The sequence below is a fragment of the Brevundimonas sp. EAKA genome, from assembly GCF_000698025.1.
GTDB classification, from domain to species: domain Bacteria; phylum Pseudomonadota; class Alphaproteobacteria; order Caulobacterales; family Caulobacteraceae; genus Brevundimonas; species Brevundimonas mediterranea_A.
Genome location: NZ_JMQR01000006.1, coordinates 1 through 12,965, shown reverse-complemented (window position 1 = coordinate 12,965; position 12,965 = coordinate 1). Strand labels below are relative to the sequence as shown.

Genomic DNA, 12,965 nt, shown 5'->3' with positions numbered 1-12,965 from the left:
AGGATCAGGCGGCGGACTTCATCGCGTCCTTGTTGACGGCGGCGTCGGCGATGCCGGTCAGGTCTTCGTCGGTCTGGGACTCTTCCTGCAGGGTCTCGTCCAGCAGGGCGGCGGCGTCCTTCATGCCCAGCACCAGGGCCCAGCGCTTCAGGGTGCCGTAGCGGGTGATCTCATAGTGTTCGACCGCCTGGGCGGCGGCCAGCAGGCCGGCGTCGAGGGCGGGGTTGTCCTTGTATTCTTCCATGATCTCCTCGCCCTCGGCCAGGATGCCTTCGATGGCGTCGCAGGTCTTGCCGCGCGGGGCCTTGCCGATGATCTCGAACACCTGTTGCAGGCGTTCGATCTGACCTTCGGTCTGGTCCTTGTGCTTCTCGAAGGCCGCCTTCAGCTCGGGCGACTGAGCGGCGCGGGCCATCTTGGGCAGGGACTTCAGGATCTTGCGCTCGGCGTAATAGATGTCCTTGAGCGTGTCGTGGAACAGGGTGTCGAGGGTTTTCTCGGCCATGATCGTCTCTCGCAAATTGTGATGGGGCGCGGGGGCGCACCCCATCACAAGCGATCAGGCGGAGAACCGTTCCACTGTTCGGAACCGGGCTTAGCGCCTCACCCGGCCCGCTTCAGGTCCGGCGGCGTGGCCTCGTCGGTCAGGAGGCGGATCGCCTCCTCCACCGTCACCACGGTCTGGGCCTGGGAGCCGAGGCGGCGGATGGCGACCAGGCCCTGCTCGGCTTCCTGGCGGCCGACCACGGCGATAACGGGCACCTTGCCGACCGAGTGTTCGCGGACCTTGTAGCCGACCTTCTCGTTGCGCAGGTCGATCTCGGTGCGCAGGCCCGCCGCCTTGAACCGGGCCATGACGTCGCGGGCGTAGTCATCGGCGTCCGAGGTGATGGTGGCCACCACCGCCTGGGTCGGGGCCAGCCACAGGGGGAAGGCGCCGGCGTAGTTCTCGATCATGATGCCGATGAACCGCTCGAACGATCCCAGGATCGCGCGGTGCAGCATGACCGGCCGGTGCTTCTGGCCGTCCTCGGCGATGTAGGTGGCGTCGAGGCGTTCGGGCAGGACATAGTCCAGCTGGATCGTGCCGCAGGTCCATTCACGGCCGATGGCGTCCTTGACGATGAAGTCCAGCTTGGGCGCGTAGAAGGCGCCGTCGCCCTCGGTGACCACCGGCTCGGTCCCGGCCGCGCGAGCGGCTTCGGCCATCAGGGCCTCGGCCTTGTCCCAGAATTCGTCCGAACCGGCGCGGTTCTCGGGCCGGGTGCCCAGGCTGATGTAGGCCGTCTCCATGCCCAGGTCGGCGTGGACGCTGCGGGCCAGTTTGATGAACTCGGCCGTCTCCTCGACGATCTGATCCTCGCGGCAGAAGATGTGGGCGTCGTCCTGGGTGAAGCCGCGCACCCGCATCAGGCCGTGCAGCGAGCCCGACGGCTCATACCGGTGGCAGGCGCCGAACTCGGCCATGCGCAGCGGCAGTTCGCGGTACGAGCGCTGGCCCTGGTCGAAGATCTGGACGTGGCCGGGGCAGTTCATCGGCTTGAGCGACAGGGTCTCGCCCTCGACCGTCTCGCAGACGAACATATTGGGGCGATACTTGTCCCAGTGGCCGCTCTGTTCCCAGAATTTGCGGTCCAGCACCTGGGGCGTCTTGACCTCGACATAGCCGGCGGCGTCCAGGCGGCGGCGCATATAGGCCTCCAGCACGCGCCACAGGATCCAGCCCTTGGGATGCCAGAAGACCATGCCCCGGCCCTCTTCCTGCATGTGGAAGAGCTCCATCGCCTTGCCGACCTTGCGGTGGTCGCGCTTCTCGGCCTCTTCCAGACGTTGGAGATAGGCGTCCAGATCCTCCTTGGTCGCCCAGGCGGTGCCGTAGATGCGCTGAAGCTGTTCGCGCTTGGAATCGCCGCGCCAGTAGGCGCCCGCCAGCTTGGTCAGTTTGAAGGCCTTGCCGACATGGCGCGTCGAAGGGAAGTGCGGGCCCCGGCACAGGTCGATCCAGTCGCCCTGCTTGTACAGGGTGATGGTCTCGTTCTCGGGCAGGTCCTTGATCAGCTCAGCCTTGAACTTCTCGCCGCGCGCCTCGAAGAAGACGATGGCCTCGTCGCGGTCCCAGACCTCGCGTTCGAACTTGGCGTCGCGATCGACGATCCGGCCCATCTCCTTCTCGATGGCGGCGAAGTCGTCGGTCGAAAAGGGCTCGTCGCGATAGAAGTCATAATAGAAGCCGTCCTCGATGGCCGGGCCGATCGTGACCTGGGTGCCGGGGAACAGGGTCTGGACCGCCTCGGCCAGGACGTGGGCCGTGTCGTGACGGATAGTGTACAGGGCGGCGGGATCGTCGCGCATGATCAGGCGGAAGTCGCCGCCCGTCTCCAGCACCCGCCCCATGTCGCGCTGCTCGCCGTTCAGCTCGGCCAGCACGGCCTTCTTGGCCAGGGACGGCGAGATCGAGGTCGCGACGTCACGCGCCGTCGAACCGGCCGGATATTGGCGCACGGCGCCGTCAGGGAATTTCAGATCGATCATGACTGTTCTTTTTCGTCGGTCTTCAGAGGCGGGACCGGGTCATAGCCCGAACCGCCGAAGGGATGGCATTTACAGAGGCGACGCACGGTGAGCCATCCCCCCTTGACCGGTCCGTGCTGGATCAGGGCGTCGCGCCCATAGTCCGAACAGGTCGGCAGGAACCGGCACTGCTGGCCGATCAGGGGGGACAGCGTCAGCTTGTAGCCCCGATGGGCCGCGCGGACGCCGCGTTCATAGAGAGACATATGTCCCTTCGCCGGGGGCTGGATGGGTTCGCCGCGCTTATCCCCTGTCATCGCAGGGCGATCAACCGCTGAGAGCCCGTCAGGCCGCGCCGGCGAGACGAGTTCGTTCCGCCAGGGCCTGATTCACGGCCTCCAGCGTCGCCTCGACCGCCACCAGGGTGGAGGCGTGACGCGCCGGATAGTCGGCGACGGGCCTCAGCACCCGCAGATCCTCGAACCGGCCGGTCGGGCCTTCTCCGCCGGATTTCAACATGGCCGACAGGGCGTCGCGCGCCTCGGCGATCTCTGCGGCCGCGGCCCCGATCACGGTTTGGCCCAGCACCCCGGCCGCCGCCTGGCCCAGGGCGCAGGCCTTGACGTCCTGGGCGAAGTCGATGACCCGGCCCTGATCGTCCAGCGTCACATCCACCGTCGCGCGCGAGCCGCACAGTTTCGCCACCCGCTCACCCGTCCCGTCCGGCGACGCCAACCGCCCCGCATGGGGCAGGTTCGCCGCCAGCATCAGGATGCGCGCGCTGTAGAGGTCGTCGATCATGGTGCGAACATAGGACGACAACCGCGCCCGCGAAACCTCCCTCTCCCCTGCAGGAGAGAGGGAGAACGACGGCCTACGACTGGATCGGCAGGAAGATGTCCGTGACGGCCTCATGCTCCGGCACGTCGGGGAAGAAGCTGAGGCGTTGGGCGAACAGGGGGAAGTCGCGAAGCTCATGTCCGCTCCGCGGCAGCCACTGCCCATAAAGCCAGGCGGCCGAGGCGCTCAGATCGTCGCCGCCGCCGACCTGTCGCAGCACCGCACAGCGCCCGGCGGGGATGACGCCGGCGACCACGCCCGCCGCGTTCGGCAGGATCGCGCGCGGGGTTGCGGCGCACAGATCGATGCGTTGGGGCGCGGCGGCGTCATCCTCGGGCTCCGTATGGAAGATGTTGAAGGTGGCGCTGATCTTCGGCGGCAGGCCCGCCGCCTTCCGCCAGGTGATGAAACGACGGATCGTGTCGCCGATGTGGGCGGGATCGCCGCTGTGCGTCAGCAGGCCGACGGCGGTTTCCGGAAAGTCGAGAATGCGAACCTCGGCTTCGGTGGGTGTGGTGGGTGTCATGGTCTGGCTCCGGGCTTGGGTGAGCGGCGTCTGGGCCGCAAGCCAGGGCGTCCAGCGGGGCGCTCTTCGGAACTCGGTCGGGCTCTGGTCAAAATGACGTCGGAAGGCGCGGCTGAACGCCTCCGGCCCCTCGAACCCGCTGTCGAGCGCGATCTCCAGCACGCTGGCCCCGTCGCGAAAGGCCAGCCTATAGGAGGCGCGCTTCATCCGCTTCAGTTGGACGTACCGACCGACGCTGATCCCGAACAGCGAAGAGAACTGCCGCTGGAAATGGTGTCTGGAAAAGGCGGACACGTCGCTCAGCAGCTCCACGTTCAGATCCGCCTCCAGGTTTTGGTCGATGAAGACCAGAACCCGGCGCATCCGCGCATGATAGTTGTCGATGACGCTTCGGCTCATCCGCACCTCCCTGGCACGGCTGGAGATACGGAAAGAGGGGCGGCCGAGCCTGACCCGGAATGCTCAGGTCTCGATCGAGAACCCAAGCGCCCCGTCGGCCTCCACCTCCAGCCGCGCCTGGGCGTAGTCCGCCAGTGTCGGGTGCGACGTCTCCAGCGGATGGGTCCAGGCGGCGGTGATGACCACGACGTCCGCGCCGGCGGCTTCGCCGGCCTTGATCCCGGCCTCGGCGTCTTCGAACACCAGACAGTCCTTGATGTCGACGCCCAGGGTTTGGGCCGCCAGCAGATAACCCGAGGGGTCCGGCTTGCCGCGCTCCACCCGTTCGGCGGTGACCATGACGGCGGGCGGCTCCACCCCGGCGGCGACCATGCGGGCGCGGGCCAGGGGCACGCTGGCCGAGGTGACCACGGCCCAGCGGTCGGGCGGCAGGCGGTTGAGGAAATCAAGGGCGCCGGGAATGGGGACGACCCCGTCCACATCCTCGATCTCGCCGCGCTCGACCCAGGCGGCCTCCGCAGCCAGGTCGATGTCCGGCAGGTTCTGGCGGCGGATGGTGTCGGGGGCGCGCACGCCGTGGATGGTGGGAATGAAACGCGCCACGTCCAGGCCGTGCCGCTCGGCCCAGCGGGTCCAGACCCGTTCGGCGGCGGCGGTCGAACTGATCAGGGTGCCGTCCATGTCGAACAGGAAGGCTTGATAGGTCTTGGGCGTGTGGGGAGAAGCCATGGCGTCTATCCAGCACGGGTGTGGACCGGGGGCAACCGGACGCCGCCCAGCCCCCGTAATGACGCTGGTTCTCCGCCTGTGTTTCCAACGGCTTGACGAAATCTCGCGGCCTTCGACCTGTCGGTCTTCCAATCCGTGCGATCCTGGCTGAGGTGTGGCCGCCGCAGGGGCGGCCAGAGTTCGCATGAGGGAGATTTCAGACGATTCAGACAATTCAGACTATGTTTTTGTGAGTCTGAAATCGCGGCTCAACCGCCCTGAAGCGAACTCCAGGTCCGGGCCGTGTCCGGCGTCGTCCCGCCCGAGGCCGCCGCGCCGCCGGCGGAATTGCGCGCCTGCAGCCATTGCAGGCTCTGTTCGGCCTGTTCGGGCGGCAGTTCGCGGCGCAGGATCTGTTCGGCCTCGCCCATCTTGCCCTGAAGGCCCACCACCATGGCCAGGTTCTGGCGCACCCGGCTGGAGGCGGCGGGCTGGGCCGCCGCACGCCGCAACAGGGTCTCGGCGCCCGGCGCGTCGCCGCGCGTCAGGGCGGCCGTGGCGGCGTTGGTCAGGACGTCGGGATTGTCGGGCGACAGGACCAGGGCCTGGTTCCAGGCGGCGTGGGCGTCGTCGAACCGCCGCACCTGTTCGTAGGCCACGCCCAGCAGCGAATAGGCCCGCCAGTCGCGCGGCGCCAGGTCGCGCGCCTTCTCCAGCGGAGCGACGCCGTAGAAGGCCTGGCCTCGGGCGATATGGGCGCGACCCAACTCCAGCAGGGCGTCGAGATTGGCCGGCTGGACGGTCAGCACCCCCTCGGCGGTCTGGACCGCCTGGTCGTACCGCCCCATTTCGCGCAGGGCCTGGGCCAGTTTCACCCCGGCCACGGGATCGGCCGGATTGATCTCCTGCTCCCCGGCCCAGAAGACCGAGCGCGACAGGGCGTCCATCCGCTCATAGGCGGCGCGGGTCTCGGCCGGGGCCGGGGCGCGGCCGCCGCTGCGGCCGCCGGTCGTGTCGGTGCGGAAGAAGGCGATAGAGGTCTGCAGTTCCTCGGCCTGGGCCGCCAGCTCCTCGGAGGTGGCCGACATCTGCTCGGACGCGCCGGCGTTCTGCTGGGTCACCTTGTCCAGCTGCTGGATGGCCTCGTTGATCTGGCTGGCGCCGACGTCCTGCTCGCGGCAGGCGGCGCTGATCTCGGACACCAGTTCGGCGGTCTTGCGGATATCCGGCACCAGGCGTTGCAGCATTTCGCCGGCTTCCTGGGCCGCCTTGACGGTGTCGCCCGACACGGCGCCGATTTCGGCGGCGGCCGTCTGGCTGCGTTCGGCCAGTTTGCGCACTTCCGAGGCGACGACGGCGAAGCCCTTGCCGTGTTCCCCGGCGCGGGCGGCCTCGACCGCCGCGTTCAGGGCCAGCAGATCGGTCTGACGCGCGATCTCCTGCACGATGCCGATCTTGTCGGCGATGGTGCGCATGGCGTCCACCGCCCGATTGACCGCCTCGCCGCTGGCCTCGGCGTCCTTGGACGACTGACGCGAGATCTTCTCGGTCTGGGCCGCGTTGTCGGCGTTCTGCTTGATGTTGGCGGCCATCTCTTCCATCGAGGCCGAGGCCTGTTCGGCGGCGGCCGCCTGTTCGGTCGCACCCTGGCTCATCTGTTCCGACGTGGCAGACAGCTCCTGGCTGCCCGACGAGACGTTGTCGGCGGCCGACAGGGCGTCGCCGACCACGCCGCGCAGGCGTTCCACCATGGACTGCAGCGAAAGACCCAGCGTGTCCTTGTCCGACAGCGGCTTGGGCTGGACCGTCAGGTCGCCGTTGGCGATCTCATCCGCCATGGTGGCGGTGGTCTTCAGATTGTCCGTCAGTCTGTTGAAGGCGTTGACCAGGTCCTTGATCTCGTCGTTCGACTTGATCTCGACCCGCTCGTCCAGGTCGCCGATGGCGACGGCGTCGGCCACGGTCATCAGGCGGTTCAGGCCGGCGCTGATGCCCAGGGCGATCCACAGGGCGGCTGAAACGGCCAAGGCGATCGCCAAGATTGACAGGGTGATCAGAAGGGTGCGGGTGTTCTGATAGTCCTTGTCCGCATCCGCCTGGGCCGCATCAGCGCGATCGCGGTTGAGTTGGACGCCCTCATACAGCTTCTCGGTCAGCGCCACCGCAGCCTCGCGGCCTTCGCCACCCGAATAGGCGGCCGCAGCAGCGGTGTCACCCGCAGCGGCGAGGGCGCGAACCTTGTCGTCAGTCCGATCGAACGCCTCTGTCTTGGCCTTTATGTCCGCCCACAGGGCCCGTGTCGCCTCAGAGGCCGACCCGTGCATATCGTCGAAAATCTCCTGATATTTCGCGCGCGCCTCATCGCCAGCTTCGATCTGACGCTGCATTTCTTCGGGTGTCCGCGCCAGAACCACATTCTTCTGCGCGCGCACGACCATCAAGGCGTAGCTGTTGAGCTGGTGCATCTTGTCGAGGCGGACGACAGCCCCTTCAACCACCTCATCCATGGCGTCCTTGGCGACGCCCAGGCTGAAGATGCCGTATCCGGCGACTCCCGCCAAAGCGAGAATGAGAAAGCCGAAGGCTACGGCTAGTTTGGCCTTGATGGTGAAACGCATGGCTGATCTCCCCGATAGCCGGTCAATGACGGGTGGCGGACGCGACCGGCTGGCGGGCGTCCTGCTGTTGATTGAAGATGGCCTGGAGGTCGGGAACGACGATGAACTCGCCGCCGCGCTTGACCAGGCATTGGATGAACTCGGGCCGCCAGCGCATGCCGACGCTGGGCGGCGCCTCCGAGTCGGCGCGGGCCAGGGTGGTGACTTCGTGGACCTTGTCGGTGCGAAGGCCGACCAGGGTCGGTTCGCCGGCCAGTTCGATCTCGATGACCACGATCCGGCTGTCGATGGTGGCGGCCCCCCGCTCCAGCCCGAAGGCCACGCGCAGGTCGGACAAGGGAATGACCTTGCCGCGGAAGTTGATGACCGCCCCGGCGAAGGCGCCGGCGCCGGGCACCACGGTCTCGGGCGCCAGGTCCATGATTTCCTGCACGCCGACGGCGTGAAGGGCGAACAGCTCGCCATTCAGTTCGAAGGTCAGGACCTCGACCTGTTCGGCGCCGGTCCAACCGGGCGCGGTGGTGATTTCGGCCTGGGTGCTCATATGGCTTCGCGCATCTGCGCCTCCTGCTGCTGGCCCTTGGCGACCAGGTGGCCGACGTCCAGGATCAGGGCCACGCCGCCGTCGCCCAGGATTGTGGCGCCCGAGAAGGTCGGCAGGCCGGAATGGAGTTTGGACATCGACTTGATCACCGTCTGGTGGTCGCCGATGATCTGATCGACCACCAGGCCGATCCGCTCGGTCCCGGTCGAAACGACCACGACCTTCTGGTGCAGTTCGGGCGGGGTGCCGGTCTCGAACATCTCGCGCAGGCGCAGATAGGGCACCAGGCTGTTCCGCAGCGAGATGAAGCTGCGGCCGCGCGAGCGCAGATCCTCGTCCAGCGACAGTTCCAGGCATTCCTCGACGGCGCCCAGCGGGATCACGTAGCGGCCCTGACCGACGCGGACCAGCAGGCCGTCGATGATGGCCAGGGTCAGCGGGATCCGCAGCGAAACCTCCGAGCCCTCGCCAGGCCGGCTGGCGATGTCGATGGAGCCGCGCAGCGCCTCGATGGTGCGTTTGACCACGTCCATGCCGACGCCGCGGCCGGACAGATTGGTCACCGCCGCCGCCGTCGAGAAGCCGGGATGGAAGATCATCTGCAGCAGGTCGTGGTCGCTGAGTGCGGCGCCGGGCTCGATCAGGCCCTGCGCCTCCGCCTTGGCGCGGACGCGGTCGCGGTCGATGCCTCGACCGTCGTCGCGGATGGTGATGACCACCTCGCCGCCCGACTGATGGGCCGACAGGCGGATGCGGCCGGTGGCCGGCTTGCCGGCGGCCGCGCGATCCTCGGCGGTCTCCAGTCCGTGGTCGGCGGCGTTGCGGATCAGGTGGACCAGCGGGTCGGCCAGACGTTCGATGACCGTCTTGTCGATCTCGGTCGTTTCGCCGTCGGTCGATAGTTCGATGACCTTGCCGGTCTCGCGGGCCAGGTCATGGACCAGGCGGCGGAAGCGGCCGAACAGGGTCGCCACCGGCACCATGCGCAGCACCATCATGGTGTCGCGCAGCTCGCCCGACAGGCGTTCGATCTCTTCCGAGACGGCGCGCAGGGCTGTGTCGACGCCGGAATTGGCGATCTGGCTCAGGCGGGACTGGGCGATGACCAGTTCCCCCACGCGGTCCATCAGTTCGTCCAGGCGATCGGCCGGCACCCGCACGCTCTCGCTCGGCTTGGCCGTCTTGGCGACGCCGGCCTCGGCGGCGTCCGGAGCGGTGGGGGCGGAAGACTGGACCGGTGCGGCGACCTGAGCCGGTGCGGCGGTCTGGGGTAGGATCGAAGAAACCTCGGCGACGACCTCAGCCGGACCGGTCTGGTCCGCAACGACCGCGTCCGCATTGGACGCGTCCAGGGGCTCGATCGACAGGTTCATCTCGTCCATCACGAAGATGAAGACATCCTCGATCGCCCCCCGGCCCTGATCGGTGGCCAAGGTCACGTCCCAGGCCAGATAGTGGTCGGTCGGCTCGATCTGGCTCAACGGCGGCACGCGCGAGACGTCGGCCACGACGCGCGCCTCGCCCAGGTCGCGAAGCTCGGCCAGCAGCGCCAGTGGGTTGGTGCCGTTCTTGAAGGCGTGGGACGGCAGATCGAACCGGATGCGCCAGGCCGTCTGGACGGGGGCGGCGGCGACGGGCGCATTCCCGTCCGCTTCGCGCACAGCCCGTTCCAGGTCGGCCAGCAGGACATCGCCCGCCGCGCCGTGATCACCCGTCGGATCCTCCATCAGGCGGCGCATATGATCCCGCGCCGCCAGAACGGCCGAAACCAGATCGGTCGTGGCCGCCACCTCGCCCTTGCGGACGCGGTCGAAGGCGGTCTCGCAGTGGTGGGTGAAACCGGCCAGGGCGTCGAAGCCGAACATGGACCCCGATCCCTTCAGGGTGTGAAGCCCCCGGAAAACGGCGTCCACCAGATCGCGATCCTCGGGTCGGTCCAGCAGATCGAGCAGGCCCTGCTCGATCAACTCCAGGTTCTCTCTCGCCTCAACCTGGAAAACGGCGATGGCTTCGTCGCTCATCGTCCCAGCACCTTCTTGGCCACACGCACCAGTTGATCGGGATCGAAGGGCTTGGTCAGCCATCCGGTGGCGCCTGCGGCCTTGGCCCGCGCCTTGAATCCTTCGTCGGATTCCGTGGTCAGGAAGACGATCGGCACGCCCATCTGATCGGGCATCCGGCGCATCTCCTCGATCATGGTCAGGCCGTCCATGACGGGCATGTTCAGATCGGTGATGATCAGGTCGAAGGCGCTGGCCTTGGCCTTTTCAATGCCCTCGGCGCCGTTGACCGCTTCGGCTACCGAATAGCCAGCGTTGGTCAGCGCGATCTTCAGCGCGACGCGGATACTGGGCGAGTCATCGACCGTGAGGATAGAAGCGGTCATTGGGCGGGTCCTTGGTGAAGCCAGAACTGGAGATCGTCGGCCGTGGCGTCCGTCAGGAAGCCGGCTGCATCGAGCGCTGGCCGAAATTCCGTCGCCGGACGTTCCAGGACCAGGGTCTTGCCGACCGCCCGGGCCTGGCGCCGCGCAGACTCGATCAGCTGCAATCCGCAAAGATCGACGGGCTGCTCATCGGCAAGGTCGAGACTGATGGTGTCGCCCTCCTCGAAGGCGTCGAGAATCGATTGGCGAAGAACGACGACGTTCTTGACCACAAGGGCCGCGTCGATCAGCACACGTTTCGTCATACCCCGTCCCCACAAGCATGACGCACAGCCATGCAACTGAGGCTCATGGTTGACGATCGGCGTTAAACCCGCTTCAAAACTATGGTACGTGAATCTACCTAGCTTGGCCGTAAGCAACGCGAGGCTGTGTCGTTCACTTCGATTTCACCTTCGGGAATTAAGACGGGCCCCTCAGCAGCACCGCTGAACAAGGGCATCCGAATTGATCGACGTCGGCGCAGATGACGCAACTGACTATGAGGGCGACGTCTTTCACGGCCAGATCGCGGATGCTTCGTCCGCCTATATATGGCTGCTGAATACACGGGGACGGATCGTCCATGTCAGCCGTGCGGCGCGGCGTTTCCAGCCGGAACCTCCAGCGCCCCATACCATGGCCTGGCGCGACGCCTGGCCGGTCGACTGCCGCTTTTCCATTGATCGCGGCGTCCAGGAAGCACAGGCGGGTCGGGCCTTCTCCTTCCGCACGCGATTCACCACTGAACAATCGTCGGCGGTCTATCTGGATACGACGGTCAGCGCCGTGCGCGACGACGCCGGGCGGATCGTGCGCCTTCTGGTCAAGGCCGAGGACGTCACCCAGGAGACCGAGACCGCCGCCTTCCTGAACACCGTCATCGAGGTCCTGCCCCTGGCCCTGACCGTCAAGGACGCCCGGACGGGCCGCTACATCCTGGCCAACCGCGCGGCGGAGAAACTGTTCGGTCGGTTCGAGGGGCTGACGGGACTGCGGGCCTCCGACGTCCTGCCCGCCGCCTTCGCTGAATGGGCGGCGGACGCCGTGCCGGGCATGGGCTCCCAGTCGACGGTGTACGAGGATCACGCTGAGGCCGGGTTCCGCTATCTGGCCGCCACCAAGCTCGCGACCTATGACGACGAAGGCGTGCGCCATCTGATCGGCCTGACCGAGGACATCACCCAGAAACAGCGTGACGCCGACGCCCTCTATCAGGCGCTGGAACAGGCCGAACAGGCCAACCGCGCCCGCAGCGCCTTCGTCACCAACATCAGCCACGAGATTCGCACCCCCCTGAACGGCGTCATCGCCGGGGTCGACCTTCTCGCCGCCCGCTCGACCGCGCCGGACATCCAGGAAGTCACCGAGATGATCCGCGCCTCGGCCGCCGTGCTGCAGGATCAGTTGCAGCAACTGCTGGCCGTCGCTCGCCTGGACGGGATAGAGGGGCCGCCGGAGGTCGAGACCTTCGTCCTTGGCGACCTGATCGAGCGGGTCGTCCGCCCCGCGCGCGAGGCCGCAAGGGCCAAGGGCCTGGCGTTCGTCGTCGAGATCGCCCCCGCTCTTCCCGCAGCCTTCGTCGGCGATCCGGCGGGCATAGAGCGGGTGCTGACGCCCTTGCTGAATAATGCGGTCAAGTTCACCCACCGGGGCGAAATCCGCCTGACCGTCGATCCATGCCAGAACGGGGGTGTTCGCTTCGCCTGCGTGGATACGGGCGTCGGTTTCGATCCCGCCCTGAAGGCGGCCATGTTCGCCGCGTTCCGGCAACAGGACGACGCCCTGACCCGCGAATACGGCGGCATGGGCCTGGGTCTCGCCTTGGCGCGGAAAGCCGTGCGAGCGCTCGGCGGGATCCTCGACGCCGCGCCGCGTGAAGACGGGGGGTCGGTCTTCTGGCTGGATCTGCCCCTGTCCACCGCGCCGGTTCAAACCACGGACGAAGTCACGACCGACCCGGTTGACCGGTTGCGCGTCCTGGTCGCCGACGACCATCCGACCAATCGCCGGATCGTCGAAATGATGCTGGAGTCCGTTGCCGACGTCACGACGGCCGAAGACGGCGTGGAGGCTGTGGAAGCCGCCGGACGCGAAACCTTCGACGTCATCCTGATGGACATCCAGATGCCCCGCATGGACGGAATCACGGCGGTCGCCCGCATTCGCGACGCGGAAAGCGCGGCGGGCCCGGGCCACCCCCCCGTCCTCCTGCCGACCCCCCACACCCCCCCCGCAAATTTCGAAGCGGCGCGGCCGGGGGGGGGCCGCCCCCCCCCCCGCCAACCCCTCCCCCCCCCCCCCCCTTTTCCCGAGAACCACGCCCCCCCCGCGGGCGCCCCCCCCCCCCCCCCCCCGCGGCGCCCCGCCGACCCCCCCGGGCGGGCCGCGGGG

The 12,965-nt window shown here is 67.6% G+C and carries 12 protein-coding genes; 1 reads left to right on the top strand and 11 read right to left on the bottom strand.

The features are described 5' to 3' along the window. Positions 1-4 precede the first annotated feature (4 nt). The 11 genes from ER13_RS01835 to ER13_RS01785 form a co-directional block, all read right to left on the bottom strand. On the bottom strand, positions 5-505 hold the full coding sequence (locus ER13_RS01835; protein WP_008261550.1) for a ferritin-like domain-containing protein: 501 nt from the start codon (positions 503-505) through the stop codon (positions 5-7). A gap of 98 nt (positions 506-603) precedes the next feature. Continuing rightward, on the bottom strand, positions 604-2,532 hold the full coding sequence (gene thrS, locus ER13_RS01830; RefSeq protein ID WP_035305828.1) for a threonine--tRNA ligase: 1,929 nt from the start codon (positions 2,530-2,532) through the stop codon (positions 604-606). Further along, positions 2,529-2,777 (bottom strand): membrane protein insertion efficiency factor YidD, encoded by a 249-nt coding sequence (gene yidD / locus ER13_RS01825; RefSeq protein ID WP_035305826.1) that lies wholly within the window; start codon positions 2,775-2,777, stop codon positions 2,529-2,531. The genes thrS and yidD overlap by 4 nt, the downstream gene beginning before the upstream one ends. Before the next feature lie 79 nt (positions 2,778-2,856). Further along, complete coding sequence (locus ER13_RS01820; protein ID WP_035305910.1) at positions 2,857-3,312, bottom strand: iron-sulfur cluster assembly scaffold protein; 456 nt, start codon at positions 3,310-3,312, stop codon at positions 2,857-2,859. 73 nt (positions 3,313-3,385) lie between these two features. Continuing rightward, positions 3,386-4,276 carry a GyrI-like domain-containing protein gene (locus tag ER13_RS01815; protein ID WP_035305824.1) on the bottom strand — a complete coding sequence of 297 codons (891 nt, stop codon included), beginning with the start codon at positions 4,274-4,276 and terminating at the stop codon, positions 3,386-3,388. Positions 4,277-4,339: 63 nt separating this feature from the next. Further along, entirely contained in the window at positions 4,340-5,005 is a 666-nt protein-coding gene (locus ER13_RS01810) for an HAD-IA family hydrolase (protein WP_035305821.1), read from the bottom strand. Positions 5,006-5,253: 248 nt separating this feature from the next. Further along, positions 5,254-7,602, bottom strand: coding sequence for a methyl-accepting chemotaxis protein (locus tag ER13_RS01805; protein WP_081836080.1), 2,349 nt, complete (start codon positions 7,600-7,602; stop codon positions 5,254-5,256). A gap of 22 nt (positions 7,603-7,624) precedes the next feature. Beyond that, positions 7,625-8,146 (bottom strand): chemotaxis protein CheW, encoded by a 522-nt coding sequence (locus ER13_RS01800; RefSeq protein WP_008258745.1) that lies wholly within the window; start codon positions 8,144-8,146, stop codon positions 7,625-7,627. After that, a complete protein-coding gene (locus tag ER13_RS01795; protein ID WP_035305819.1) occupies positions 8,143-10,167 on the bottom strand; it encodes a chemotaxis protein CheA in 2,025 nt (674 codons plus the stop codon). Before ER13_RS01795 ends, ER13_RS01800 begins: the two co-directional genes overlap by 4 nt. Then, positions 10,164-10,532: a response regulator gene (locus ER13_RS01790; RefSeq protein ID WP_008263549.1), complete on the bottom strand. Its 369-nt coding sequence runs from the start codon at positions 10,530-10,532 to the stop codon at positions 10,164-10,166. The genes ER13_RS01795 and ER13_RS01790 overlap by 4 nt, the downstream gene beginning before the upstream one ends. Next, the gene (locus ER13_RS01785; RefSeq protein WP_197019696.1) at positions 10,529-10,825 is read right to left on the bottom strand and encodes an STAS domain-containing protein; all 297 of its coding nucleotides are present in this window, start codon (positions 10,823-10,825) and stop codon (positions 10,529-10,531) included. The genes ER13_RS01790 and ER13_RS01785 overlap by 4 nt, the downstream gene beginning before the upstream one ends. Positions 10,826-11,039: 214 nt before the next feature. Here ER13_RS01785 and ER13_RS18215 point away from each other — a divergent pair. Then, positions 11,040-12,965: ATP-binding protein (locus ER13_RS18215; protein WP_052004716.1), on the top strand; the 1,926-nt coding region annotated here is incomplete at its 3' end.

What these genes read in the sequence shown, in the direction of transcription:
- ER13_RS01835 (WP_008261550.1), bottom strand. Translation starts at nt 505, where the DNA reads ATGGCCGAGAAAACCCTCGACACCCTGTTCCACGACACGCTCAAGGAC.
- thrS (WP_035305828.1), bottom strand. Translation starts at nt 2,532, where the DNA reads ATGATCGATCTGAAATTCCCTGACGGCGCCGTGCGCCAATATCCGGCC.
- yidD (WP_035305826.1), bottom strand. Translation starts at nt 2,777, where the DNA reads ATGTCTCTCTATGAACGCGGCGTCCGCGCGGCCCATCGGGGCTACAAG.
- ER13_RS01820 (WP_035305910.1), bottom strand. Translation starts at nt 3,312, where the DNA reads ATGATCGACGACCTCTACAGCGCGCGCATCCTGATGCTGGCGGCGAAC.
- ER13_RS01815 (WP_035305824.1), bottom strand. Translation starts at nt 4,276, where the DNA reads ATGAGCCGAAGCGTCATCGACAACTATCATGCGCGGATGCGCCGGGTT.
- ER13_RS01810 (WP_035305821.1), bottom strand. Translation starts at nt 5,005, where the DNA reads ATGGCTTCTCCCCACACGCCCAAGACCTATCAAGCCTTCCTGTTCGAC.
- ER13_RS01805 (WP_081836080.1), bottom strand. Translation starts at nt 7,602, where the DNA reads ATGCGTTTCACCATCAAGGCCAAACTAGCCGTAGCCTTCGGCTTTCTC.
- ER13_RS01800 (WP_008258745.1), bottom strand. Translation starts at nt 8,146, where the DNA reads ATGAGCACCCAGGCCGAAATCACCACCGCGCCCGGTTGGACCGGCGCC.
- ER13_RS01795 (WP_035305819.1), bottom strand. Translation starts at nt 10,167, where the DNA reads ATGAGCGACGAAGCCATCGCCGTTTTCCAGGTTGAGGCGAGAGAGAAC.
- ER13_RS01790 (WP_008263549.1), bottom strand. Translation starts at nt 10,532, where the DNA reads ATGACCGCTTCTATCCTCACGGTCGATGACTCGCCCAGTATCCGCGTC.